This is a genomic window from Halorubrum tibetense (assembly GCF_055396225.1).
Window position 1 is genome coordinate 332226 of the sequence record NZ_AP043742.1, and the last position, 24878, is coordinate 357103.

Genomic DNA, 24878 nt, shown 5'->3' on the forward strand with positions numbered 1-24878 from the left:
TTTATCATGCGTCTGTCTGACGGATACGTATGCACGGGAGCGACGCCGACGACTCGGGGGCCGAGGCGGCCCCGGACGACGCCACTGTCGAGGGTATCGCCGGCAAGGGTGGGGCCGGCCAGTCCGGGAACGCGCCGTCGCTGGAGGCGGCCATCGACGAGGCGGCGACGACGCCGACCGCGAGCCGGGTCACGCTCGAGGGTGCCGACCGGACGGAGCGACCGGATCGCGTCTCGTCGATCCTCGTCGCCGTGGCCGGCGGGCCACACTCCGGGGCGACCGTCGACGTCGCGAAGGCGGTGGCCGAAACGACCGATGCGTGGGTTGACCTGTTCCACGTGGTCCCCTCGAACGGGGCTGCTGAGGCTACTGGTCGTCCCGACGACGATAGCGACGGAGCGGACCACGACGCCGCCGAAGCCAGCGGCGCGGACGCTATCGGAAGTGGCAGTGAGGCGACGGGCAGTTGGGAGGACGACACGGCGAGCGGGGAGTCGATCCTGACCGCGGCGGAGACTCGCCTCGGGGAGTTCGACCGCGCCGATCGATGGCTCGTCGAGGGTCGGTCGGCCGCGGAGGAGATCGTCGACCAGTCGCCGTACTACGACCTCGTCGTCGTCGGTACACCGACCACCGGAACGGTGGGGCGGTTCGTGTTCGGGTGTACGACCGACACCGTCGTCGACGACGCCGACGTCCCGGTACTCGTCGTCGAGTCCGACGAGCCCACCCCGCTCCGCTGAGTTCCATCCGGCTCGGTTGGACCCCCGTCAGCCTCTCCGAACTCCATCGAGCGCCGCCCGCCGGACGAACAGCCCGCTACGTTTCTGCGCCTGACGATCGTCCCACCGCACTCCCCGACAACGTTAAATCGGTGTACATACTTGTACATCATAAGACGAACTCATACATTGGTGTATACTATGGATATCCACGACACGATCGAACGCGTCACGAACGGGGAGGACCTGACAGTCGACGAGGCTCGTGAGACGGCCCGACTCGTCTTCGAGGAGCTGACCGAGGCGCAGATCGGCGCGTTGCTCGCCGCGCTTCGAGCGAAAGGAGAGACGGAAGCGGAGATCGCCGGCTTCGCGAAGGGGATGCGTGACGCCGCCCGCACGATCGAGCCGGACCGCGAGCCACTCGTCGACACGTGCGGAACTGGCGGCGACGACTACGACACGATCAACGTCTCGACGACCGCGGCGATCGTCGCCGCGGGCGCGGGCGTTCCGATCGCCAAACACGGTAACTACTCCGTCTCGTCCTCCTCCGGGAGCGCCGACGTCCTAGAAGTCGCCGGTGCGGACGTTGAGGCCGAGCCGGCCGCCGTCGAGGAAGCGATCGAGGACGACGGGATCGGGTTCATGCTCGCGCCCGTGTTCCACCCCGCGATGAAAGCCGTCATCGGCCCGCGACAGGAGCTCGGAATGCGGACGGTGTTCAACGTGCTCGGGCCGCTCACGAACCCGGCCGGTGCCGACGCGCAGGTGCTCGGCGTGTACGACCCGGACCTCGTTCCACAGATCGCCCGGGCGCTCGCACACATGCCCGTCGAGCGCGCCCTCGTCGTCCACGGGAGCGGGATGGACGAGATCGCGCTTCACGACGAGACCGTCGCCGCCGAGGTCGACGGCGGAGAAGTCCGGGAGTTCACGATCACACCCGAGGACCTCGGACTCGATGCCGCCCCGATCGAGGCGGTCGCTGGGGGATACCCCGAGGAGAACGCGGCCGACCTCCGCGGGATCGTCGACGGCTCGGTGACGGGGCCGAAACGCGACCTGATCCTCGCTAACGCCGGGGCGGCGATCTACGTCGCCGGCGAAGCCGACTCCCTCAGGGCGGGCGTCGAGCGCGCGGCCGAGGCGATCGACTCCGGCGACGCCGCGGCGAAGTTCGCGGCGCTGTGTGGCGATCCGGAGACCGGCTCCGACGTGGCCGGCTCGTCGAACCCGGCACCCTCGACGAGCCCGGAGGACGACTGATGGCCCGGGCGAAGATCTGTGGGCTGACGAGCGACGTGGACCTCGCGGCCGCCGTCGACGCCGGCGCCGACGCGGTCGGTGTCGTGTCGGCGGTTCCGGTCGACTCCCCGCGCGAGGTCGACCCGGCGACGGCCGCCGAACTGCTCGCGGACGTGCCGCCGTTCGTCACGGCGACGCTCGTCACGATGCCGCCGTCGGCCGAGCGTGCGGTCGAGCTCGTCCGGACCGTCGGCCCGGACGCGATCCAGCTCCACGGCGAGTGGACCCCCGACGAGCTGGCCTTCATCCGCGCGGAGACGGAGCGGAAGGTGCTGCTGGCGATCGACGCCGACGACCCCGCTCGGGCCGAGGAGTTCGACGGGGTCGCGGACGCGCTCGTCGTCGACTCGACCGACGAGTCGGGCGCGGGCGGCACTGGCGAGACACACGACTGGGCGGGCACCGGCGAACTGGCGGCCCGGCTCACGACCCCCGTCGTGCTCGCTGGGGGACTCACGCCGGAGAACGTCGCCGAGGCGGTGCGTGTCGCCGAGCCGTTCGCGGTCGACGTCGCCTCCGGCGTCGAGCTTCCCGACGGCCGAAAGGACCACAACGCGGTCGCCCGGTTCGTCGCCAACGCGGGAACCGAGGTGGGGTTCGCGTGACCCGGCTCGACCGCTCGCGCCAGTCGTTCGTCGAGCTCGCCACGGACGCCGATAGACCCGTCGTCGTCCGTGCTGCCGCGGCGCTCGACCCGGAGACGACGCCGCTGACCGCCTACGCGACGCTCGTCGGGGGGAGCGACTACGGGTTCCTCCTCGAATCGGGACAGAAGGTGGCCTCGAGCGACCCGGACGGCGCGTTCACCGCCGGCGGGAAGGCGGACAAACACGCCCGGTACTCGTTCGTCGGGTACGACCCTGAGGCGGTCGTCTCGGTCCATCCGGATCGGACGGACGTGACACGGCTCGGGCCAGCGGCCGACCTGATAGCGGGAGTCGACGGGAGCGGAAACGGGGACGTCGTCGACCGGATCCGCACGGCGTTCCCGGACGTGACGCGCCGTGGGTTCCCCGAGACGGACCGACAGATCCTCTCCGGCGGGTTCGTCGGCTTCCTCGCGTACGAGGCGGTGTACGACCTCTGGTTGGCGGAGGTGGGAATCGACCGACCCGAGACCGAGTTCCCCGATGCCGAGTTCCTGTTGACGACGCGGACGGTCGTCTTCGACGAGGTGGACGGGAGCGTCGAACTCGTCTTCACGCCCGTGATCGGCGAGGACGACGATCCTGGGGCGGTGTACGACGAGCTCGCGGCCGAGGCCGAGCGGGTTGCCAGCGCGCTCGCCGACGCCGACCCGCCGGACCCCGACGGGATCCGGGTACGTGAGGAGACGGCCGACCCGCAGGCGGCCTACGAGGACGCGGTACGGACGGCCAAACGGCACGTCCTCGACGGCGACATCTATCAGGGCGTGATCTCACGGAGCCGCCGGCTCCGCGGGGACGTCGATCCGCTCGGACTGTACGCGGCGCTCCGCGACGTCAACCCCTCGCCGTACATGTACGTGTTAAAACACGACGACCGGAGCATCGTGGGGGCGAGCCCGGAGACGCTGGTCTCGGTGAAGGACGACCGGGTCGTCTCGAACCCGATCGCGGGCACCTGTCCCCGCGGGACGAGCCCCGTCGAGGACCGCCGGTTGGCCGGCGAGATGCTCGCGGACGGGAAGGAGCGTGCCGAGCACACGATGCTCGTCGACCTCGCGCGCAACGACGTTAGGCGAGTGTCCGCTCCGGGGACGGTCCGCGTCGAGGAGTTCATGAACGTGTTGAAGTACAGCCACGTCCAGCACATCGAGTCCACCGTGACCGGCACGCTGGCGGCGGACGCCGACCCCTTCGACGCGACGCGGGCGGCGTTTCCCGCCGGAACGCTCACCGGCGCGCCGAAAGTGCGCGCGATGGAGATCATCGACGACCTGGAGACGACGCCGCGGGAGGCGTACGGCGGCGGCGTCGGCTACTACTCGTGGACCGGCGACGCGGACTTCGCCATCGTCATCCGAACAGCCACGATCCGCGAAGGTGTCGGCGACCGAGCCGAGGACGAGCTGACGGTTCGGGCGGGTGCGGGCCTCGTCGCCGACTCGGACCCAACTGCGGAGTACGAGGAGACCGAACAGAAGATGGAGGGCGTCCTCGCTGCCGTCGACCGGATCAGGGAGTCGGCGTCGGACGGAGCAGAGATCGGTGGTGTCGGCCGATGAAGGTCGTGATCGTCGATAACTTCGACTCGTTCACGTACAACCTCGTCGAGTACGTCTCCGAGTTGTCGCTCGACGGCGAGAACGGCGGGATAGGAACCGATAGCGACGGCCTCGCGGGGGAACCGATCGACATCGCCGTCCACAAGAACACCGTGTCGCTGGAGACTATCGAGGCCGAATCCCCGGACGCGGTGATCATCAGTCCCGGGCCGGGACACCCGAAGAACCGGCGGGACGTCGGGGTGACCGCACCGGTCCTGCGGGAGCTCTCGCCGACGGTCCCGACGCTCGGGGTCTGTCTGGGGCTGGAGGCGGCGGTCCACGAGTACGGTGGGACCGTCGGCCACGCACCGGAGCCGATCCACGGCAAGGCGTTTCCGGTCGACCACGACGGGGAGGGGGTGTTCACGGGGCTCGAGCAGGGGTTCCGAGCGGGACGGTACCATTCGCTCGTCGCGACCGAGGTGCCGGACGTCCTCGACGTGACCGCGACGACGGACCACGACGGCGAGTCCGTCGTCATGGGGGTTCGGCACCGTGAACACCCGATCGAGGCCGTTCAGTTCCACCCGGAGAGCGTTCTCACTGCCGTCGGCCACGACGTGATCCGGAACTTCCTCTCGTCGGTCGAGTCGGGAGCCGCTCCTGGATCGCCGACTCGGTGACCGGCCGACAGCCGGTTGATCGGCCGATCGCGCTGTGAGTGCCCGCTTCCGACGTCGATCACGTCGCGTCGCGCGACGCCAATCCGACGAGGTGGCCGACTTCGGGGAGGATCAGCTCCTCGACGCCGAGTCGAACCGCGTTCTCCGACCCCGGGAGACAACAGACGACCGTCCCGTCCGCGATCCCGCCGGTCGCCCGCGACCCCACCGTTCGCGTGCCGACCTCGTCGTAGGAGAGGCGTCGGAACAGCTCGCCGAACCCGGGAAGCCGCTTCTCGAAGAGCGGGCGGACTGCCTCCGGTGTGACGTCGTCGGGTGTCACCCCCGTTCCGCCGGTCGTGACGATGACGTCCGTGTCCTCGCGACGGGCGAGCCGGTCGACGGTCCCTTGCACCCCGTCAAAGTCGTCGTCGACGAGCTCGCGGACCACGACGTCGTGGCCGACCGACTCGAACAGCTCCACGACCCGATCGCCAGAGACGTCGTCCTCCAGCGACCGGGAGGTGGAGACCGTCACGACCGCGGCGGTGACCGTCCCGGCGTCGTGATGGTGGTGGCCGTGATCGTCGTGGTGCTCGTCGTCGCTTTCGGTAGTGTGGCCGTGATCGTCGCCCTCGTCGTGATCGTGGTCGCTCATGAACCCCCGTTCGGCCGCGTTCAACAAAACAGGAGGCGTTTTCCACCGCCGGTCGTTCGGACCTACGGCCGGTCGGACCTACGGCCGACCGTTCCTCCTACGGCCAATCGTCCCGACTCGATTCGGCAGGTTCGTCCGCCTGATCGGGCGTAGTAAGCGTCCATCCCGCGGCCTCCGCAGCGTCCTCGACGTGGAGGAACTCCCAGCCCGTCGCCTCCGCGACCGTCTCGTCCTCCTTATCGATGCCGACGAAGACGTGCCGATCGGTGTCGAACTGCCCCCGGATGTTTTCCAAGCTCTCCTCGACGCCGCGTGGCCCCGAGAAGAAGTCCTGCCGCACGCGGTGTTTTCGGGTGAAGTTGGTGACGACGTACGTGGGCTTCTCGCTGACGACGCCGACGTACTCGGTCCACTGCCGGGCGCTGTTGAACACGGCGTTGGGGTCGGCGAGCGTCTTCAACGCGTCCAGCTCGAACGCCAGCGTCATGTCGCTTGATCCACCGCTATCCATACACGACGGTTCCACGCGACGGGCGAAAACAACTTCGTTTCGTCCGAAGCGGCACCGGGCGACTCAGCGGGCTCGGACCACGTAGTAGTCGGTGAACTTCACGACGTCCCCGTCGTCGAGACCGCCCGGCTCCGGGGCCGTCCAGGGTCGTCCCGCCAGCTCGATGATCGCCGCTTGCGCGTCCTCGCCGAGCTCGTCGTAATGCCGGACTCGCGCGTCGGACGGGACGGTGCCGGTACGCCGAAGTCGCATCCGTCGGCCCTGTTCTCGGAGTGGCATATGATACCAAACAACACGATCGATCATAAACGTTGCGGCAGCGACATCCGAAACACATGCGGGACCACCCCCTACCGTGACCGGGGCGCCTCACGGTTCGCCGCCGTCCCGCCGCGGCAGCGTCACGCTGACGACGCTTCCGCGGGGCTCAGCGTCCCGTACAGTCGCCGACCCCCCGGACTGCTGGAGCACCCAGTACACCATCCACAGCCCCAGTCCGCTCCCGTGATACAGCGCGTCGACGGCCTGTCCGGTCTCCAACACGTCACGGTCCATCCCGGTAAGTCCGGGCCCGTCGTCCGTGATCCGGACCTCCACGGACCCGTCGTGAACCGCGACGGCGACTTCCACGGCCGGTTCGTCGCCATCGTGGTGGATCACTGCGTTCCGGATCAATTCCGCGATGGCCCGGTCGATCCAGTCGGTCGCGGACACGACCACTTCCTCGTCGGGGAGCGCGGTCGATACCCGCGCCGCGGGGAACTCCGACCCCATGGCCTCCGCGAGTCGTTCGGCCATGGTGACGATCTCGACGGGACCCGTATCCGGCGGGTCGCTCAGCACCTCGGTGATGTGATGGGCCTTCTCACTCGTCGTCAACAGCTCGTTCGCCCGGGAGACGATCGCGTCCGCGGCCGACTCGGGCGCAGTCGATCCCGTCGCGTGGTCCGAGCCGTCACCGTCGGATTCCACTTCGGCCCGTCCGCCCGATTCGGCGATCTGCTCAGCTCGACCCCGGATCACCGTCAGCGCGTTTCGCAGGTTGTGCTGGAGCACGCGGTCCACGACCCGGAGCTGTCGGGCCCGGTTCTCGCTATCCGTCACGTCCCTGAGAACGCCGACGACACCGCCGACACCCTCGTCGTTGCCCGCGTCGAGCGGGTAGTATCGCACGTCGAACGTACGCGTCCCGCGTTCGGGGTGCGTCCGTGTCGTCCGGTACTCGACGGACCGACCACGTAGTGCCCGATTCACGTTCCGCTTCACCTCCGGGAACTGTTCTTCGTCGATCACTTCGGCGAGCGAGAGCCCATTCACGTCCTCCGCATCGATCCCGTGATACGACCGGTACCGACGGTTCGCGAACAGGAACCGCCCGTCACGATCGACTGCGGCGATGAGGTCGGTCGCGCCGTCGACGGCACGCTCGAACTGTTCCAGCTCGGTCTCCCGAGCCTTCATTTCGGAAACGTCACGGCAGATCGCGAACGTTCCGACGAACTCCCCGTCCGCGTCGTAGTAGGGGTATCGCCGAGTGCTGAACGTCGCCTCCCGGCCGCTCCGCTCGAACGTCGGCGACGTCTCGTACGCCACGGGGTCCTCCGTCTCTAGCACCTCCTGTCGCCGCGCCTCGATGAACGCCGCGGTCTCCGGGCCCATGAACGCGAACTCGTCGGTTCCGTACAGGTCTTCCCGGGGGATCCCCGCGAACTCGCTCACCGCCTCGTTGAGTAGTTCGAACTCCCCGTCGAGGTTCTGGAGGAGGATCGGGTCGTCGAGCTGCTCGACGATGTCGCGATACTGCTTGAGCCGACCCTCGGTGGCTTTGCGTTCCGTCACGTCCGTCTGGATCGCGACGTATCGGGAGACTTCGCCCTCGTCGTCGAGCACTGGAGCGATAGTCTGGTGAGCGTGGTACTGCTCGCCGTTCTTCCGGCGGTCGATGATCTCCTCTTCCCACACTTCCCCGTCGCTTATCGTCTCCCACAGCGAGGAAAAGTAGGCCTCGGGCATCTCGCCGGAGTTGAGTATCGCCGGCGTCCGCCCGATCGCCTCCTCGGCATCGTAGCCGGTGTGTTCCGAGAACGCCGGATTGACGTACTCGATCGTCCCGTCCGTATCCGTGACGTATATCGCGTGTCCGGCGTGTTCGACGAGGTTCCGGAACGTTTCGAGGGCTCGTGGCTCGCCGTCGACCACGCCGTCACGGAACACGCCGGTGTACACGACGGCCCCGTCGATCCGGTGTTCGTGGAATCGGACAGAAAAGCGCATCCGGCTACCGTCCGCCCGGGTTATGGGGAACACGAGGTCGTCGAGATGCGTGAGACACGACACCTCCTCGAGGCGGCCACGGAGCGACCGGACTCGCGGCCCGTCGTCGTCGGGGAGCAGCTGCCCGATCGGGCGTCCGACGAGCTCCTCGGGAGCGTATCCCAGCGTCGTCTCGACTGCCGGGCTCGCGTAGGCGACGACTCCATCGTCGTCGATCGAGATCACCGGGTCCGAACATCCCTCGACGAACGAGACAAAGAACCCGTCCTCCGTCGGAGCCGAGACGTCGTCCGGGGTCTTATGTGCCATATGTTAGACAACGACGCGGCCGAGCGATGAAAAGCTCGCGGTCGGCGCGCCCAAGCTGTCCCGTGCTACCACTCTGTCGTCACTCCCGGGCTGTCACTGCTCGGTCGTTGCCGCGAGGTCGTCGACCTCGAACCCGGGCTCCATCAACAGCTCCGTCTGTCCCCGCACGTCGCGCCCCTCGCGCATCAGCCGTTTGAACGCGGACTGCGGGGAGAGGTCACCGATCAACACGCCGCCCACGACCCGCCCGTCCTTCAGCGCGACCCGCCGCCACTCGCCGTCCCCGGTCGTCGCCTCGACGGAGTCGTCGCCGAGGGTCGGGTGCCCGAAAGAGAGGAACGGGAAGTCGAAGTGAGTGATCGAGTACGACGACACCCACTCGAACCGCTCGCTCTCGTAGTCGATCATGTTGCGTGCGGCGATCGTTCCCTGCTCTTTTGCCGACCCCCACGCGCCGTTTTGCGCCTGTTCGCCAAGGATGACGTCGTAAAACCGCGTGATGTCGCCGGCTGCGAACACGTTTTCGACGTTCGTCCGCATGTACTCGTCGACGACGATCCCGTCGTCCACTTCGATCGGCGTCCCCTCGACGATCTCGGTGTTCAGGTCGAGCCCGATCGCGACACCCGCGAAATCACACTCGTAGCGCTCGCCGTTCGGATCGACAGCGGCCTCGACGTGGCCGTCCTCGTTGACCTCGAAATGGTCAACGCCGGAGTCGAAGACGGGTTCGACACCCCGCTCGCGCATCGCCTCGTGCATGATCTCTGCGCCCTCGTTCGAGAGGGCGTAGCGCCACCAAGAGTCCCCGCGCATCAGGTATTTCGCTTCGACGTCCTGTTCGCCGCAGATCGCCGCGAAGTCGATGCCGAGCAGCCCCGCGCCGACGATGACGCCCCGGTCCGCGCCCTCGACGCTCTCTTTGATCTTCCGGGCGTCCTGGAACGTCCAGAAGTGGTGGATCCCGTCGGCGTCCGCGTTCTCGACGGGGAGCTGTTGGGGGGTCCCGCCGATCGCTAACAACAGCTTGTCGTAGCCGAACGTCTCCCCGTCGTGGGTTCGGATCTCGTCGTTCTCGACATCGATGTCGACGACGACGGTGTCGAGCCGGAGGTCGACGTCGTGGTCGTCGTACCAGGACTCGTCGTGGATCGAGATCGGTGCTTCAGGGAGCTTCCCCTTCGCGTACTCCTTGATCAGGATCCGGTTGTAGAGGGACTCACCCTCGTCCGTGATGACCGTGATCTCGGCGTCCGGCGCTTCCTGGCGGAGGGTCTCGGCCGCGGACGCCCCCGCGATCCCGTCACCGATGATCACGTACGAATCGCTCATGATCGGCCGTTCGGATTCGGGGGTAAAGTGGGTTGTCATCCGTCTCCCCGTTCGTGATAGAACCGCATAGACGGAGTTTAGGGGCCCTTATACAGTCGTTTTCATAGCGAATGGAGAGTATAAAAGGCGATTCATCCACGTGGGCGACCTGCGCCGCTTCCGTCTCGGCTCCGTCGGCGTGACGCCACAGATTCAAGGTCGTTCACGCCCAATTCGTCGTATGAAGATCCGGCAGAACATCCGTCACTGGGCCGCGAAGAAGGCGTTGACGACGCCGGTCGTCGGCGACGTCGCCAACGACAAACTCGTCGACCTCCACACGAGCATCTTCCTCAACAAGGCGGACGAGTCGCGCCGGGAGGAGCGGCGCGAGCACCTCGACGACTTCTTCGACGCGACGATGGACACGTACGTCGCCGCGCTCGAAGCCGGGTTCCCGGAAGCGAAGGCCCGCGAGATCACCCATATCCAGGCCAACTTCGACTTCTTCAACCACGGGTGGACCGAGATGATGGAGATCCCGGCCGACGAGTTGGAAGAGCACTTCCGCCGGTACGAGGGGTTCTTCACGGACCACGGGATCACGATCGACGACCCGCTCGGGGCGTTCCTGCCGGTCGAGGGCGTCGCGAACGCGCCGGAAACCCCCGACCGACTCGCGGAACCGGAGTACGAGAACGCGCTCGCCGGCTTCGCCGACGACGTGTACGTCGAGACGGATGACGGCGAGACCGTCGTCGGCGGGGACGGGACGGAGCCGGAGGAGGTCGACCCCGCAGCCGCGCCGGGGCTCGACGAGGACGAAGCCAGCGCCTGAACGACGAAACCAGGACTTGAGCGACGAAGCCAAGACTTGAGCGACGAAGCCAGGACTCGAGCGAGGATCCCGGCTGTTGAGAGACGACCCGGCTCCTGAACTCCCGGAAGTCGACGTCGTCGGAGTGTCTACTTTTATCACGGGCGGGGGCGATCGGCCGGTATGAATCGCGGTCAGTCGTTCCTCCTCCTGTTGATCGCGGCGGTCGCGGTCCTCTCGCTTCTGATCGTCTTCCCGTTCATCGAATACGTCATCGCCGCGGTCATCCTCGCATACGTCCTCTTTCCGTTCCACGAGTTCCTCGCAGAGCGGCTCGAGCCGTTAGCGGAGGGCCACGGCCCGATAACGGGTCGAGCGGTCGAGATGGCCTCCGCGGTGACGCTGATACTCGGGTCGCTGGTCGCCGTGATCCTCCCGCTCGTGTACATCTCGTTCGTGTTTATCGAGGACCTCACCGCGATCGCGACTGGTGAGAGCGATATCGACGTGGCAGCGATCGAAGCGCGCGTCGTCGAACTCACCGGCGAGGAGTTCGACATCGAAGGGTGGCTCGTGACGACGGGAGACGTGCTCCTCGACACCCTGTTCGGCGGGTTGAGCGGCGTGCTCACGAGCGTTCTCCGTGCCTCGCTCGGCTTGGTGCTCGCGCTCTTTTTGGTGTACTACGCGCTGATGGACGGCCCCGGATTCGTCGCGTGGCTCCGGTCGATGATACCGCTTCCCGCCGATGTCACCGACGACCTTTTCGAGAAAGTGGACGCCACCACCCGCGGCGTCGTGATCGGCCACATCTCCGTTGCGCTGTTACAGGCGATCATCGCCGGCCTCGGGCTCTGGGCCGTCGGGATCCCGAACGTCGTCTTCTGGACGTTCGTGATGGCTATTCTCGCACTGTTACCGCTCATCGGCGCGTTCCTCGTTTGGGGGCCGGCCGCGGCGTATCTCGTCGTGATCGACGAGGTGACCGCCGGGATCCTGCTGGCGGCCTACGGACTCGCCGTCGTCTCGATGGTGGACAACTACGCCCGACCGATCGTCATCGACCAGCAGGCCCACCTTAACCCCGGGGTCATCCTCGTCGGCGTGTTCGGCGGGATCTACTCCATCGGCTACACCGGACTCTTCGTCGGCCCCATCGTCATCGGCGTCCTCGCCGCGACGCTGGAGACGTTTCGAGAGGATTACGACGCGATCTGAGCGGTTTCGGTGCCGGTGTGATCCCTTGACGCGGTTACCTCGACTCCGCGTTCGTCCCCCACGACCACCCATCCGGCTCGGGCGGGGGCGTCCCATCGAGGGCCGCCTCGCCGGCCGCGACCCCGGCGGCGACGCGCGCGCCGATCCCGGTTCCGAATCGATCGGCTTCGCTCCCCGGACCCGCATACGCGATCCGGCCGAACCCCGCATCGCTGAGGTCGACCGGGATCGGCCAGTCTCCCCGGGCCTCGTCCCTCGTCGAGCCGCTCCGAGGGACGACCGCAGCGCACGGGTCGGTCGCGACCCGGACGGACCGGACGGACTCCCGTGAGAACGACGGGAACCGATCCGACAGCGCGGCGAGCCACGACGCCCGAACCCCCTCGTCGCTCACACGCTCGTCGTCACCCCCTCTGCTACCGACTCCCCGACCGACGAGGTACAGCAGGTGATCGCCGCCGTACCGGGTCGGCGGGACTGCGTTCGTGTGTTCGACGAGCGTCCCGAACGGGGCGTCGCCGTCGGGGATGAGCCGCCACACGTCGGTCACCGGGTCGGTCGTCGTCACGAGCGCGCAGGTCCGCGCCAGCGGGTCGACCCCGACGGTCGTCCCGATGACCCGTTCAAGCTCTCTCGGGCCTGTCGCGAGAACGACTCCGTCGGCTTCGAGCTGTCGGGTTCTCGCGTCGTCGGTGACGGAGACGGTCACCGGGGAACCGCCGTCAACGGAAGCGGAGTCGCCGTCAACGGAAGCGGGGTCGCCGTCAACGGAAGCGGGGTCGCCGTCCACGGAAGCGGGGTCGCCGTCCACGGAAGCAGGGTCGCCGTCCACGGAGCCGAGGCCGGCGTCGTCGAAGGCGGAGTCGTCGCTCGCGGCGGGAGTGTCGACGTCCACGACGCGGGCGTTCCGGCGGATCCGCCCGTCGCCGATCGTCTCGATGAGCGCCTCCACGAGAACGCGGAACGACCCCTCGAATCGGCCGACGACCGCCCCGTGCCGGTCGCGGTCGGTCTGGGCTTCGAACCGGTCGGCGAGCCACGCGGCCGGGACGTCGTCGACCCGATCCCCGAACTCGGCGCGGAGGCGCGGTTCGAACCACTCGTCGTCGCGGTCGACGCCGCGGTCCGCGAGGAACGACCGGGCGCTCACGTCGTCGGGGACCGAAGCGCGGACCGCTCGCTCGACGCGCCGTCGTCTCAGGACGTTTCGGGGGCCGAGCCCCGGGTACGCTAACCGCTCCCACGGCGCGTCGACGGGATGGACGACCCCGTCGAGATACCGGGCGGTGCGGCCGCGTGACCGGACGATCCGGTCGGCGACGCCGTGAGCGGCCGCCACCTCGTGAACCCTGCCGCCCCGGTCGATGTCGGTGGATCCGAGGGGGGTCGGGAACCGTTCGATCGGGTCGCCGGCGGTCCCGTACGTCCGGGCGATGCCGCCGACCGCGTCGGTCGGTTCGAACACCCGAACGTCGTGACCGGCCTCGACGATCCGGGCGGCCGCGACCAGTCCGGCGAGCCCGCCGCCGGCGACGACGTACATATCACAAACGACGGCCCGAGGGGGGTAAGTGTGTTGTGGCGGTGTCACACGGTTTATCCACTCGCCGCCCGTCCGAGCAGCTATGACTACCTCCACCGTGGACGCTCGGCCGCTCGACCGTCGCGACGCGCTCGCGATGCTGGCCGCCGCGGTCGCGGTCAACGTCGTCGGCGCGCTCGGCGTCCCGTTCACCGCCACCGGGAGTGCCTGGTTCGCGTCTCTGACGCTGCCGGCGTTCTACCCGCCGAACTGGGCGTTCGGCGTCGTCTGGCCCGTGCTGTACGCCCTGATGGGTGTCGCCGTCGTGCTCGTGGTTCGAGCCGGGCGGGCGCGCGTCGCGTCAAGCGCCGAGCGTGCTCGGGACGGCTTCGCGACCGCTTCCGGTTTCATCCCCGATAACCGTCCTACTCGGGTCGCGCTCGGCCTCTTCGGGCTCCAGCTCGCGGTGAACGTCGCCTGGTCGCCCGTCTTCTGGGGGCTCGAACGGCCGGACCTGGGACTCGTCGTCCTCGCCGCCCTCCTCGTGCTCGTCCCCGCGACGATCGTCGCGTTCGACCGGCTCGACCGGCGTGCAGCGCTCCTACTCGTGCCGTACCTCGCGTGGGTCGGGTTCGCGACCGCGCTGAACTACGCGATCTGGGCCGCGAACTGAGGCGGAGCTCGCCCGACGAACCGTGACGGGGATCGAGCGGTGTCCCTCTCGGACGCGGTCAGTCCCGTTCGACGAGGTCGATGAGCGCCGGGGGCCCGGCGGACCCGATATCCCCGTCGGCATCGTTGGCGTCGGCCGGCTGCCGCTCGCCGTCGAGTCGTCGTTCGCCATCCGGTCGTCGTTCGCCGTCGGGTTGCCGCTCGCCGATCCGACTCACGAGGAACCGACGCTCCGCCTCCGTGCGGTCGGCATCGCGGTCGCGGAAGGCGACTAACCCCGACCGGTACCTCTCGTGGTCGTCGCGGGCGGCGGCCGGTCGGTCCGCGGGTCGTTCGAGTTCGAGCTCCGCGAGTCCGGTCGTCTCGCCCGTGTACGCGAAGCCGCATTTATAACACGCCTCGTAGGCGAACGGGTTGTTCACCGCGATCCGGACCCGATCGTAGCCGGCGTCCGCGAGCCAGGCGACGGTCCGAGCGATCAGCTCCGGGCCGACGCCCTCCCCTCGGCGCGCGGCGTGAACGGTGACGTACCGCAGCCGACAGCGGTTCGGATCCGTCCGATCCGGCGAGAAGGAGACGGCGGCGATCACGTCGCGTTCGAACGCGTCGGCGTCGACGCCGTCGGGGAGCGGCCGCTCCGGTTCCCAGCCCGGCGCTGCCGGCGACCCGTCCGGAGTATATAAGGCGGCCTTGCCGGTGGAGCCGACGACGAACTTGCCGGCGTACGCGAACGCCCGGTAGTCGAGCCGGAGGGTCGCCCCCTCGTCGGAGGCTCCGACGACAACGAACTCCATACCGTCGCTACGGGGAATATATATAAAGGTCCTCGGCGGGCCAAGTCGTCACCCGCGGTCAGGCTTCATCCGCGATCGGGGTTTATAAACGACCCGCCCCCGTACGCCGGCGTATGCACGGCGTGGGCGACGTTCGGTTCTTCGATCGGGTCGCGCCGCTGTACGACCGCGTGATGCCCGCCGCCGACGGGAGCGTGCTGGCGGCTGGACTCGATCGGGCGGAACGACCGATCGACCGCCTGCTCGATGTCGGCGGCGGGTCCGGGCGTGCGGCGGCCGCGCTGACCGGACCGGAGATCACGGTCGTCGACGCGTCGATCCCGATGCTCGCACGCGCACGACGGAACCGAGGGCTGTCGGGGGTCGCGGGCGACGCAGGGCGACTCCCGTTTCGCGACAACGCGGTCGACGCGGCGCTCGTCGTCGACGCCTTCCATCATCTCCCCGACCAGGGGGCGGCGCTGTTGGAGGCCGCTCGGGTCCTCGCGCCCGGCGGTGTCCTCGTGATCCGCGAGTTCGACCCGACACACCCGCTGGGCCGGGGACTCGCAGCCGCCGAACGAGCGATCGGCATGGACTCGCAGTTCCTCGCGCCCGACGCGCTCTCGACCGATCTCGACGCCGCCGGCTTCGATGCCGCGGTCGTCGACCGCGGCTTCGGCTACACGGTCGCTGGCGTGCTGGAGGACGGGTCGTGAGCGAGCGTCGAGCGGTAACCCGAGATCGGTCCCGTAGTCAGTCCTGCGGGTGTGCGTGATCCTGGGCGTCGCCGGCGGCGTCCCCGTGGTCGCGTGACCCCTCGTGATCGTGGCCGGCGCCGTGGTCGTGGCCGGCGCCGTGGTCGTGGCCAGCGTCGTCGGTCTCGCCGAGCAGCTCCGCGCCCTCCCCGTCGATCATGTCCATGTTTTTGAGGTTGTCCCGCTCCTCGAAATCCTCGACGGCCGCCATCACGTCCGCCTGGGTGATCGTCATCCGGTCCTCAGTGAGCGCGCCCAACACCGCCTCGCGAAGCACCATCCGGAGGTCCGAGCCGGTGAGGCCGCTCGTCCGCTCGGCGACGACCTGCGGGTCGAAGTCGGCGATGTCCATCTCACGAGTGACGACACGGAGGATGTCAGCGCGCATGTCCCGGTCGGGTTTGGGGAAGTTGACGATCTCGTCGAACCGTCGCCACGCGGCGGCGTCGAGCTGGTCGGGATGGTTCGTCGCTCCGATCAGGAGCACCTCGTCGCGGACGAGCGATACCTCGTCGATCGATTTGAGCAGGGTGTTGACGGCGCGTTTCAGCGCGGCGTGCTCGTCCGAGCGCCGAGTCTTCGCGACGGAGTCGAACTCGTCGATAAAGAGGATACACGGCGAGAGTCGTTTCGCGACCTCGAACGTCTTCTCGACGTTCTTGGCCGTCTCGCCGAGGTACTGGCTCGTGATCATCGACATCTTCACCTCGACGAGCGGGACGCCGAGCTCGTGAGCGAGCGCGCGGGAGACGGTGGTCTTTCCGGTCCCCGGTGGGCCGACGAACAGCAGCTTGCCGATCTCGCGGAGCCCGATGCTGGCCAGGTACTCGCGGTGTTCGATCGCCTTGACGATCTTCTGGATCTCCTCCTCCTGGTCGCCGGTCAACACGAGGTCGGCGAGCGTGGTCTCGATCTCTTCCGGCGCTCGGATGTTGACCAGATCGAGCATCTCGGCGTCCTCGTCTTCGTCCTCGTCGAAGTACTCCTCGAGGAGCGCGTCGATCCAGACGCGGTCGGCCTGTATCGGACGGACATCGGCCCGCGCCGTCTCGTGGTCGACCGGCGCATCGAACCCGTCCGTCGCTTCGAACGTCGCGACAAGCGTCGGGTTCGACGCGATCCGGTCGGCGTCCGCGTGGTCCTGATACCACTCCATCGCCATCTCCGGCTGGGTGATCGTGATCTCGCCGGAGAACTCCGTGCGCTGGGTGAATAGCAGGTCGGAGACGGCGTCCCATGGCCGTTCGACGCCGGTCGCCGTCCGGGCGGTCTCGTCGGTCGCCGTTAGCGGGCGCTCGACGCCGCCTGGGGCGTCATCGGCCGCGTCGGCCGACCAGAACACCCGCCGAAACCGTGGCGGGAGGTCGTTCTCGTCGAGGTCGCGGTTCTCGCTGTAGAAGTGTGTGGTCAACACGAACTCGACAACGTCGAGCGCCGGGTCACTCATCCCCGTTAGATACCCGCGGCAGCCGTTTAAGCGCGTCGAACCGTTCGGCCGTTTCGAACACGGCCGCCCTCGCCGGCGTATCGAACAGTTATTAGTGCTGGTGAGCGACGAACGCCGTATGAGCTCCGAGGACACCGGGACGCCCGATCCGGAGGGAAGCGTGAGCGACGCCGACATCGACCACGCGAACGCCGCACAGGACGTCATCGCCGTCGATCCCGACGACAACGAGCAGGGAACCGTCAATCGTCTCGACGCCCACACCGGCGACGGGATCCGCCACCGCGCGTTCACGTGTCTCGTGTTCGACACCGACGGGCGGATCCTCCTCGCCCAGCGCGCCCCCACCAAGCGGCTGTGGGACGGCCACTGGGACGGGACGGTCGCCTCTCACCCCGTCGAGGGGCAGTCACAGGAGGACGCGACCGAACAGCGGCTCGAAGAGGAACTGGGCATCACGCCCGACCAATACGACGACCTCCGTGTCACCGACCGGTTCGAGTACAAGCGCTACTACCCGAACGCGGGCGTCGAGTGGGAGGTGTGTGCCGTACTGAAGGTCACGCTCCAGGACACGACGCTCGATCCCGACGACGAGGAGATCGGGGGTCGACTCTGGGTCGACTACGACCACCTCCACGAGAACCCGGCGCTGTACCGCCAGCTCCGCCTGTGCCCCTGGTTCGAGATCGCGATGCGCCGCGACTTCTCCTGAGCGGACGCCGAACGCCTCTCGCCGCGCGACACCGTTCTCCCGTCGACCCGAAACCGCGGCTTGAAGGCTGCGCCGCGACTCAGTTCGGGTATGACCGTCGTCGTCGTGCTGGCGAACCCGCCCCGCGAGGGGCTCGTCGCGACCGAACTGGCGGAATCGACGCCGCTGACGACCGCCGAGGCCGCCGAACTGTACGAGGCCGCGTTTCGCGACGCCGTGCTCGCGGTCGACCGGTCGGGAGGCGACCTGCTCGTCAACTACCCCGACGAGGAGACTATCCCGGAGTCTCACCGCACCGACACCCCACCCGAGGCCGAGCTCCGCGCGCTGGTCGCGGACACGCTCGGCGGCACCGAGGACGCCAGGTTCGAGCGACAGGTCGGCTCGTCGTTCGGGGCTCGCGCCGGCAACACCGTCACGCACCTGCTTCGCGAGGAGGGAGCCGACTCGGTCGCGGTCGTCACGCCGCGGACCGCGCTGCTCTCGCGTACCCTGATCGACGCGGCGGCGATGAAACTCCGGACGAACGGCGTCGTACTCGGCCCATCGACCCGCGGCCGGGTCCATTACGCCGGCTTCACCGAGCCGATCGACTTCGACGGCGCGTTCGAAGCGCCCGCGCTACCGACGCTCGCGAACCGCGGTCGGGACGCCGGCCTCGACGTGGAGTTCGTCGAGAGCCTCCCCGGGCTGGCGACGCGTGCGGACCTACTGGACACGATCCCGCTGTTGCGGGCGCGGTTCGCGGCCGAACGGGTCGTCCCCGACTACACCGCGGCGTTCGTCCACGAACACGGCCTCGACGTCGTCGTTGCGGACGGCGAGACACGGATCGTCCGGGACTGACGAGAATCGGCTACAACAGCCACGACGCCGCCCGGCTCGCCCGCTGGATCGCTTGGTACCCGGCGACGCGGGCGATGGACGCCGACTCCCGGATGGCGTAGGTCACGCCTCGGACGCCGCGTCGTGTCCCGGTCCGGGCGGCGTAACCCGACTTTCGGACCCCGGCGGTGACGTAGTGTTTCGCCGCCATCGGGACGGGCGCACGCTTCCCGCTGACGCTCGTGGTTCCCGCACGGATCGCCGCGAGCACGTCGTCCGCGGTCACGTCCGCGACGCGGTCGCGCCCCTCAACGGTCAGCTCGGTGTACGCGCGGCCGACGTAGTTCAGGTGGTGTGCGTCGCTGGCGGCGACGCCCGGGTAGCCGTGTTTCGCCGCGAACCGTCGCGCGCGGCGGTTCCAGTACCCGGTGAACAGCCACGCGTTGAACACCTCGACCGCGTCGATCTCTATCGGGGCGGCGGTCTCCGAGGCACCCGATCGATCGGTGCTTGCACTGGAGGTCGTCGCCTCGACTTCTACCCTCTCATTCTCCGCGGCCGTCCCGCCCGATCGCTCCGTGTTCACCGACGGTTCCGGAACCGGGATGTCCCGTCGTCGGACGCCGTGGCGGGACCGCTGGAACGGGTGGGGCACGATCGCGACGCCACCGTGCTCGCGGATCCAGGCGACGGTGTCCGCGTACGACTCGCGACGCGGCGGCATCCGATCGACGCCGATGGCGAGCAGGTGACCGTGCGCGGTCGATACCTCGACACCGGGGATCCCGATCAGCCCGTACTCCGGCGCGAGCGCCGCCGCGCGGAGCGATTCGCCCATCGTGTCGTGGTCGGTGATCACGACCGCGTCGAGTCCGATGTCCGCGGCGTGTTCCAAGATCAGTTCCACCGGTTCGTGGCCGTCGTAGCTGTCGTCGGAGTGGACGTGCGGATCGATACGGACCGTGACGCGTGACACAGTGGTCGATAGGTGACCGGGTGTATATAAGAAGACGATGTGCGGGTCGGACCTCGACCGCTTTCGACTCGGCTACCTGAACACCCCACGGATCCGATCGACGACCGATTCGTCGTCCGCCTCGGCCATCTCCTCTGCCTGCTGCTGTTCGCGGAGCTCACGCAGCGCGGCGGCTTGGTCGTCGGTCCCCGCGCCGCTGGCGGTGTTCTGCTCGCCGCCCTGTAACCCCTTGAGCTGGGAGACGGCGTCGTTGACGGTGCCGGAGGTTGTCCGAGTCTCCGTCGCCGACCCCGCGAGTGCGTCGCTGTCGATGTCGACGTCGTCGACGTCGCTCGTGTCGAGCTCCAGCCGACGCGTCTCCGACCGCTCGACGCCCCCCCACGTCAGCTCGGCGTCCTCCAGCTCCCGTTCGATATCCGCACGGACCTGCGCGTCGGTCACCGCGTCCTCGCCGTTACCGCTCTCGACAGCGTTGCCCGCGGCGGTTCCGGCCCCGCTCCCCGACGCCGCCGCGGGACGACCCGCGGGACCGCCCGCGACCCCACCGGTCGCCCGCTCGACGCGGTGGGCGACGAGCGCCGCGCCGGTCGCGCCGATCACGGCGACGAGCCCGAGGCTGTAGACGGCCACGCCCTGTGCGCTGTAATCCGGCGGGTTGGTGACGTTCCACGCGTGCGGGTATGCCCAGACGAACAGACCGATCGCCGCGAGACACACCGCGCCGCCGCCCGCGCCGAGGTACAGCATCCGAAGGTCGACCGGGAGGAGGACGACGACCCCCAAAAGCAGCGCGGGCAGCCCCAGCGCGGCCGCCACGGACGCGACTTGCCGGACCGCGTACATCGACTCGGAGTTCGGCGGCAGCGTCGCGCTGTAGAGGAACACGGCGACGCCGACCAGCCCGAGCCCGAGCCCCACGAAGAAGAGCCCGAACCCGGCGTACACGTCCACGGCCCGATCGGGGTCCCCAATGTACTGCCGGTAGTACCCCATCAGCGGGTTGGTTTCGTTCGACTCGCTCGACTCGCTCATGTATCGACCGTCTCCGCCGACGGTCTTGATTGTTATCCCCGATAGCGATACAGCAGGCGAACGACAAGGCAAGGCGGCGGCGGATCGCTGTTCATGTTCTCGTTTGCGAACCGCGAGTAAGCGACCGTGTAGCGAACTGGGGTTGGACGCCAACCGAGCCAGCGGACGGCTCGGTTGACCAGGGGTGTCACAGGGTGTAGGGGGTCGATCAGTCGTCAGCGGCGAGCGTCATGGTAGTGTCTTCGGCTATCACGGCGCTCAGGGAACCGTCCTCGACTTGTCCAACGGCGATAGCTGTTATGGCGCTCCCGCCTTCGAGGATCGTATCCGGCAGCGCCAAGGCGACATCGTCGGTGCCGGCCGGACACACCTCGAGGTCGTACGTGCCGGCATCGACCGGTGCGTACTCCGACGACTCTCTGAAGCCGATCCCCTCGAAGAGGGTCGGGCCGCCGTCCGCGACGCGGACGTCCACTGCGGGCGCGTCCGGGGAGGCATGGGCGAACCGCACGTGACACATGCCGTCCGGGACCTTCCCCGGATCGTCGACCATCGCGGTGACTGCGATGTCATCCTTGGCGAGGACTCCCATCGCCAACACCGTATAGGAGGTGTCGTCATCGAGGTCTAGGGTGGTCTCAGTCACCGACGCCGTCTCGCCGTGTGCGCTTATCGTCACTTCGTGACTACCCGACGGCAGGACCGCGTAGTCTGTGAGGTCGGTGAATGCGATCTCTTCGAATCCCATTTCACCGTCGACGCGGACGTCCACGTCCGGAGCGTCAGGGACACAGTGGCCGATTCGTACCGGAGATTCGTTTGTCATAGTTGCGCCCTACAAACTACCTGGATACGGCTTTGTAATAATGTAAATAACCGTGTGTTTCTGGATTTCGTCCGGCTTAATCCTCACGTCCGCAGGCGGCGCGTCTCCCGGACAGTGAATAATCCGTTCGTAATCGGTCGAGATCGAAATGGGGTACCCGATTCATTGGTCGGTCAGTCCACCGAAAGAGCGCGAGAACCGGTTCGCGTCCGAACCGCTGCCCGATTTCACGTCGAGGTGGACATGAGCCGTGTGGCGGTCGGGCGTCGTGTGTTAGGCGATGGGCATTCGATCGTCGACCCCTGTGTTTTTCACGAACCCCGTCGTCGATCCGCACGATAGACCGTGTCGACCGAGTGTCCGCGCTGTGGATCGGAGCTGACGACGTTCGCGCTCGCCGGAGCCGAGGCGATCGCGTGTGACGACTGCGGGTTCGTCGGCGTCGAGGCGGACCACTCCGGCGAACCCCGCGTCGTCGAGAGCTGGGAGCAGGCGCTGGAACGGTTCGGACGGAGCATGGAGAACGATGGAAACGCTTGAGATACCCGACGAGCACCGGGACCGTATCGAGACGCTACGATCCGAGCTGGCCGACGAACACGCCGGGGCGTACGCGACCGTCGACACCGACGACGTGCTGGCGTACCTGCTCGACCTCGCCGAGGCCGTCGACGACCCCGGTCGGACCGCCGATCCGGTCGACGGGAGCACCACCGCCGAAGCGGTGGAGGAGAGCGCTGTCGGCCCGAGTACCGCTGAGACAGGCGACACCACCGATGACCCGGGATCGGATGGGGGAGACGGGTCCGGAACGTTCGGGACACCCTTCGACCGCGAGGCGGTTCGTGAACGGCTCGCCGATCGGAACCGGAAACACGGCGATCCGGACGAGACCGATGGGACGGACCTGTACACGATGGCGGCCACCTTCGACGTGGCCGGGCGTAGCGAGATGACGAAGGACGCGCTGATCGACGCGATCCTCGACCGCGCGACCGCCTTCGCGACCGACCCGTTCGAGGCGATCGGCGTCGACGTCGCTGTCGACGAAGACTCGGGCGGCGAAGGCAACGAGGACGGAGACGGCGAGGAAGCCGAAGACGCGGACGACGAAGACGCGGACGACGAAGACGCGGACAACGAAGACGTGGATAATGCGGACACCGCCGCCGACGACGACGGCACGACCCAGCTGAACGCGATGATGAGCCTGCTTAACACCCACGACGACAAGTGGCGAGAGGGGGACGGCGACGTTCGCTACGAGGTCGACCTCCCCGACGGGAGCGTCGAGACGGCCCGTACCAAAGACGACGTGCGGGCGTTGCTGTTCAAGAACTACTGAGAACCCGACGAACCGGATGACGACCGACGGACCGGACGAACCAACCAAACCGAACGATTCGGACGAACGTCTACGACACTACTGACACCGAACCATGGGAGTTCTCGACCGACTACGCGACTGGCTCGGCGGGCTCACCGGTGGGACCGACGACGGGTCGACGATGGACGGGGCTGCGCCGGAACCGTCGGCGGACGCGACCGAACCCGCGGACGACGGGGACGACGCGGACGATGCGGACCGCGGTCCTGATGCCGAGGCCGACGAGGGGCTCGATCCCGCCGCAGTCACCGAAACTCGATCGGCTGCGACGGACGAGGCCGTGGAGGCGCTTCGGGACGTGCGTACCTCGGCTGCCGATCCGGCCGGCGACGAGGACGGGAAGGATCCGTCGGCCGGCGGCGAGAACGGGTCGTCAGCTGGCGACGCCGACGACTGGGTGGCCGGCGACGGGGGCGGCCCATCGGCCGACGACGAAGCCACCGATCACACGAACAGTTAGCACCCGTCGGGTACACACCGGTGTATGGGGACGGACACCACGCACATGGACCGGGCGATCGAGCTCGCCGAGGAGGCGGTCGGGGCGGGGAACACGCCGTTCGGCGCGCTGTTGGTCGTCGACGGCGACGTCGTTCGGGAGGCACGGAACACGACGCGGACTGACGACGATATCACCGCTCATCCCGAGCTGCGCCTCGCGAGGTGGGCCGGACGTGAGCTCGACGCGGCCGACCGCGCGGCCTGTACGATGTACGCCAGCACGGAGCCGTGTCCGATGTGTACGACGGCGATCCACTACGCGGGAATCGGTCGGGTCGTCTTCGGCGTCTCGGGCGCGACCCTCGACGAGCGGACGGGCGACGTCGTGACGATCCCGGCGGGCGAAGTGATCCGCCGAGCTGGCGGGGACACCGTGGTCGAAGGGCCGGCCGCGACCGACGCGGCGATGGCCGTCCACAACGAGTTCTACGGCACGGACGGTCGCCCGGACGGCGGCAGCGCGACGGACACGTGACGCCGGTTGGCCTGGCCCACCGCCCTCTTGAGCGGCCCCCTCCAGTCGGTTCCAGTTGTTCCGGGGGCTCCGGTGACTCCGTCGGCGAGGACCTACCCTCGGACCTCGTCGGCCCGCGCGACCAGAGTCTCAACCCGGCCGGCGTCGACCGGGGCGGTCGTCTCGCCGCCCCGTTTGAGCGCGGTGCCGACGATCGCGCCGTCGGCGATCGTCAGTAGCTCCGCGACGGTGTCGGGCCGGACGCCGCTGCCGACGAGCACGGGCGTTCCGAGCCCGTGTTCGTCCCGTTCGTCGACGACCGCCTGAAGCGCGTCGGGGTCGACCGATTCGCTGGTGCCCGGACCCGACGCGATCACGGCGTCCGCCGCTCCCCGTTCGGCGGTGTCCGCGAACGACTCGGCGGTGTATCCCGCCGGCGTCAGCGGTGCGGAGTGTTTCACGTCCGTGTCGGCGAACACGCCGACGTCGACGCCGAGCGACTCGCGGAGTCGGATCGTCTCGTGCGCCCGTCCCTCCACGATCCCCTGATCGGTGACCCGAGCGCCGGTGTGGACGTTCACCCGGACGAACGCCGCGTCGACGGTCGCAGCGACGGCGACGGCCGCCTCGGCGTCGTTCCGGAGGACGTTGACTCCGATCGGGAGGTCGGTGGCGTCCGCCACGGCGGCCGCGGCGCGGGTCGTCGCCGCGACGGTGTGTTTCGGGACGTCGTCCGGATAGAACGGGGCGTCGCCGAAGTTCTCGATCATCACCCCGTCGACACCGCCTGCGTCGAGCGCTGCTGCGTCGCGTACCGCGCGGTCGACCGCTGCCGTCATGGCGCGCGAGCCGTCGTCGGGCGCGCCCGGCGCGCCGGGCAACGGCGGGAGGTGTACCATGCCGATGAGCGGGGCGTCGGTGCCGAACGTGGCGTCGAACTCCATGACTCGCCCGAGCACGGGCCCAGACATAACTCCGCCGCCGCGACAGTGTCGGCGGCCGCACTTGC

General features: G+C 68.3%; 27 protein-coding genes. 15 read left to right on the plus strand and 12 right to left on the minus strand.

Features of this window, described 5'->3' with window-relative positions:
• Positions 1-29: 29 nt before the first annotated feature.
• The 5 genes from ACZ5TV_RS01595 (at position 30) to trpG (ending at position 4904) form a co-directional block, all read left to right on the plus strand.
• On the plus strand, positions 30-743 hold the full coding sequence (locus ACZ5TV_RS01595) for a universal stress protein (protein WP_464384041.1): 714 nt from the start codon (positions 30-32) through the stop codon (positions 741-743).
• A gap of 180 nt (positions 744-923) precedes the next feature.
• Positions 924-1991, plus strand: coding sequence for an anthranilate phosphoribosyltransferase (trpD, locus tag ACZ5TV_RS01600; protein ID WP_379783559.1), 1068 nt, complete (start codon positions 924-926; stop codon positions 1989-1991).
• Positions 1991-2635: a phosphoribosylanthranilate isomerase gene (locus tag ACZ5TV_RS01605; protein WP_464384042.1), complete on the plus strand. Its 645-nt coding sequence runs from the start codon at positions 1991-1993 to the stop codon at positions 2633-2635. Before trpD ends, ACZ5TV_RS01605 begins: the two co-directional genes overlap by 1 nt.
• The gene (gene trpE / locus ACZ5TV_RS01610; RefSeq protein ID WP_379781740.1) at positions 2632-4239 is read left to right on the plus strand and encodes an anthranilate synthase component I; all 1608 of its coding nucleotides are present in this window, start codon (positions 2632-2634) and stop codon (positions 4237-4239) included. The genes ACZ5TV_RS01605 and trpE overlap by 4 nt, the downstream gene beginning before the upstream one ends.
• Entirely contained in the window at positions 4236-4904 is a 669-nt protein-coding gene (gene trpG, locus ACZ5TV_RS01615; protein ID WP_379781736.1) for an anthranilate synthase component II, read from the plus strand. The genes trpE and trpG overlap by 4 nt, the downstream gene beginning before the upstream one ends.
• 58 nt (positions 4905-4962) lie before the next feature.
• Here the strand turns inward: trpG and ACZ5TV_RS01620 are convergent, their stop codons facing one another.
• The 5 genes from ACZ5TV_RS01620 to ACZ5TV_RS01640 form a co-directional block, all read right to left on the minus strand.
• Positions 4963-5541, minus strand: a complete 579-nt coding sequence (locus ACZ5TV_RS01620; protein ID WP_379781734.1) for a MogA/MoaB family molybdenum cofactor biosynthesis protein — start codon at positions 5539-5541, stop codon at positions 4963-4965.
• A gap of 97 nt (positions 5542-5638) precedes the next feature.
• On the minus strand, positions 5639-6052 hold the full coding sequence (locus ACZ5TV_RS01625; RefSeq protein WP_379781732.1) for a DUF7124 domain-containing protein: 414 nt from the start codon (positions 6050-6052) through the stop codon (positions 5639-5641).
• 63 nt (positions 6053-6115) lie between these two features.
• Positions 6116-6331 (minus strand): DUF7979 domain-containing protein, encoded by a 216-nt coding sequence (locus ACZ5TV_RS01630; protein WP_379781730.1) that lies wholly within the window; start codon positions 6329-6331, stop codon positions 6116-6118.
• Positions 6332-6421: 90 nt separating this feature from the next.
• The gene (locus ACZ5TV_RS01635; RefSeq protein WP_464384043.1) at positions 6422-8635 is read right to left on the minus strand and encodes a PAS domain S-box protein; all 2214 of its coding nucleotides are present in this window, start codon (positions 8633-8635) and stop codon (positions 6422-6424) included.
• 93 nt (positions 8636-8728) lie between these two features.
• Complete coding sequence (locus ACZ5TV_RS01640) at positions 8729-9967, minus strand: NAD(P)/FAD-dependent oxidoreductase (protein ID WP_379781727.1); 1239 nt, start codon at positions 9965-9967, stop codon at positions 8729-8731.
• 220 nt (positions 9968-10187) lie between these two features.
• Here ACZ5TV_RS01640 and ACZ5TV_RS01645 point away from each other — a divergent pair, with 220 nt between their 5' ends.
• Together ACZ5TV_RS01645 and ACZ5TV_RS01650 are read left to right on the plus strand one after the other, a co-directional pair.
• Positions 10188-10784, plus strand: coding sequence for a DUF6149 family protein (locus ACZ5TV_RS01645; RefSeq protein ID WP_379781725.1), 597 nt, complete (start codon positions 10188-10190; stop codon positions 10782-10784).
• Between the two features lie 162 nt (positions 10785-10946).
• Positions 10947-11981, plus strand: a complete 1035-nt coding sequence (locus ACZ5TV_RS01650) for an AI-2E family transporter (protein ID WP_379781723.1) — start codon at positions 10947-10949, stop codon at positions 11979-11981.
• 34 nt (positions 11982-12015) lie between these two features.
• Here ACZ5TV_RS01650 and ACZ5TV_RS01655 read toward each other — a convergent pair whose 3' ends face one another.
• Entirely contained in the window at positions 12016-13524 is a 1509-nt protein-coding gene (locus tag ACZ5TV_RS01655) for an FAD-dependent oxidoreductase (protein WP_464384044.1), read from the minus strand.
• Positions 13525-13606: 82 nt separating this feature from the next.
• Between ACZ5TV_RS01655 and ACZ5TV_RS01660 the strand changes: the two genes are divergently transcribed.
• Entirely contained in the window at positions 13607-14176 is a 570-nt protein-coding gene (locus tag ACZ5TV_RS01660; protein ID WP_464384045.1) for a TspO/MBR family protein, read from the plus strand.
• A gap of 58 nt (positions 14177-14234) precedes the next feature.
• On the opposite strand, the gene ACZ5TV_RS01665 is transcribed toward ACZ5TV_RS01660, so the two are convergent.
• Positions 14235-14969 carry a GNAT family N-acetyltransferase gene (locus tag ACZ5TV_RS01665; protein ID WP_379783692.1) on the minus strand — a complete coding sequence of 245 codons (735 nt, stop codon included), beginning with the start codon at positions 14967-14969 and terminating at the stop codon, positions 14235-14237.
• Positions 14970-15082: 113 nt separating this feature from the next.
• Between ACZ5TV_RS01665 and ACZ5TV_RS01670 the strand changes: the two genes are divergently transcribed.
• Positions 15083-15667 (plus strand): class I SAM-dependent methyltransferase, encoded by a 585-nt coding sequence (locus ACZ5TV_RS01670; protein WP_464384046.1) that lies wholly within the window; start codon positions 15083-15085, stop codon positions 15665-15667.
• 37 nt (positions 15668-15704) lie between these two features.
• On the opposite strand, the gene ACZ5TV_RS01675 is transcribed toward ACZ5TV_RS01670, so the two are convergent.
• Positions 15705-17153 (minus strand): ATP-binding protein, encoded by a 1449-nt coding sequence (locus ACZ5TV_RS01675; protein ID WP_379782217.1) that lies wholly within the window; start codon positions 17151-17153, stop codon positions 15705-15707.
• 118 nt (positions 17154-17271) lie between these two features.
• Here ACZ5TV_RS01675 and idi point away from each other — a divergent pair, with 118 nt between their 5' ends.
• Both idi and ACZ5TV_RS01685 read left to right on the plus strand, forming a co-directional pair.
• Entirely contained in the window at positions 17272-17868 is a 597-nt protein-coding gene (gene idi, locus ACZ5TV_RS01680; RefSeq protein ID WP_379782219.1) for an isopentenyl-diphosphate Delta-isomerase, read from the plus strand.
• Positions 17869-17958: 90 nt separating this feature from the next.
• Entirely contained in the window at positions 17959-18714 is a 756-nt protein-coding gene (locus ACZ5TV_RS01685; protein ID WP_379782221.1) for a hypothetical protein, read from the plus strand.
• Positions 18715-18724: 10 nt separating this feature from the next.
• Here ACZ5TV_RS01685 and ACZ5TV_RS01690 read toward each other — a convergent pair whose 3' ends face one another.
• From ACZ5TV_RS01690 to ACZ5TV_RS01700, 3 genes are all read right to left on the minus strand, one after another.
• The gene (locus tag ACZ5TV_RS01690) at positions 18725-19669 is read right to left on the minus strand and encodes a CehA/McbA family metallohydrolase (RefSeq protein ID WP_379782223.1); all 945 of its coding nucleotides are present in this window, start codon (positions 19667-19669) and stop codon (positions 18725-18727) included.
• 72 nt (positions 19670-19741) lie between these two features.
• Positions 19742-20701, minus strand: a complete 960-nt coding sequence (locus ACZ5TV_RS01695) for a cell division protein CdpA domain-containing protein (protein WP_464384047.1) — start codon at positions 20699-20701, stop codon at positions 19742-19744.
• Positions 20702-20909: 208 nt separating this feature from the next.
• Positions 20910-21473 (minus strand): DUF4397 domain-containing protein, encoded by a 564-nt coding sequence (locus tag ACZ5TV_RS01700; protein WP_464384048.1) that lies wholly within the window; start codon positions 21471-21473, stop codon positions 20910-20912.
• A 399-nt stretch (positions 21474-21872) separates the two neighbouring features.
• Between ACZ5TV_RS01700 and ACZ5TV_RS01705 the strand changes: the two genes are divergently transcribed.
• From ACZ5TV_RS01705 to ACZ5TV_RS01720, 4 genes are all read left to right on the plus strand, one after another.
• Complete coding sequence (locus tag ACZ5TV_RS01705; protein ID WP_379782639.1) at positions 21873-22067, plus strand: zf-TFIIB domain-containing protein; 195 nt, start codon at positions 21873-21875, stop codon at positions 22065-22067.
• A complete protein-coding gene (locus ACZ5TV_RS01710) occupies positions 22054-22872 on the plus strand; it encodes a hypothetical protein (protein WP_379782642.1) in 819 nt (272 codons plus the stop codon). The genes ACZ5TV_RS01705 and ACZ5TV_RS01710 overlap by 14 nt, the downstream gene beginning before the upstream one ends.
• A 94-nt stretch (positions 22873-22966) precedes the next feature.
• On the plus strand, positions 22967-23374 hold the full coding sequence (locus tag ACZ5TV_RS01715; RefSeq protein WP_379782644.1) for a hypothetical protein: 408 nt from the start codon (positions 22967-22969) through the stop codon (positions 23372-23374).
• 24 nt (positions 23375-23398) lie between these two features.
• Entirely contained in the window at positions 23399-23890 is a 492-nt protein-coding gene (locus ACZ5TV_RS01720; RefSeq protein WP_379782646.1) for a nucleoside deaminase, read from the plus strand.
• A gap of 92 nt (positions 23891-23982) precedes the next feature.
• Here ACZ5TV_RS01720 and ACZ5TV_RS01725 read toward each other — a convergent pair whose 3' ends face one another.
• Positions 23983-24813: a BtpA/SgcQ family protein gene (locus tag ACZ5TV_RS01725; protein ID WP_464384049.1), complete on the minus strand. Its 831-nt coding sequence runs from the start codon at positions 24811-24813 to the stop codon at positions 23983-23985.
• Positions 24814-24878: the final 65 nt, after the last annotated feature.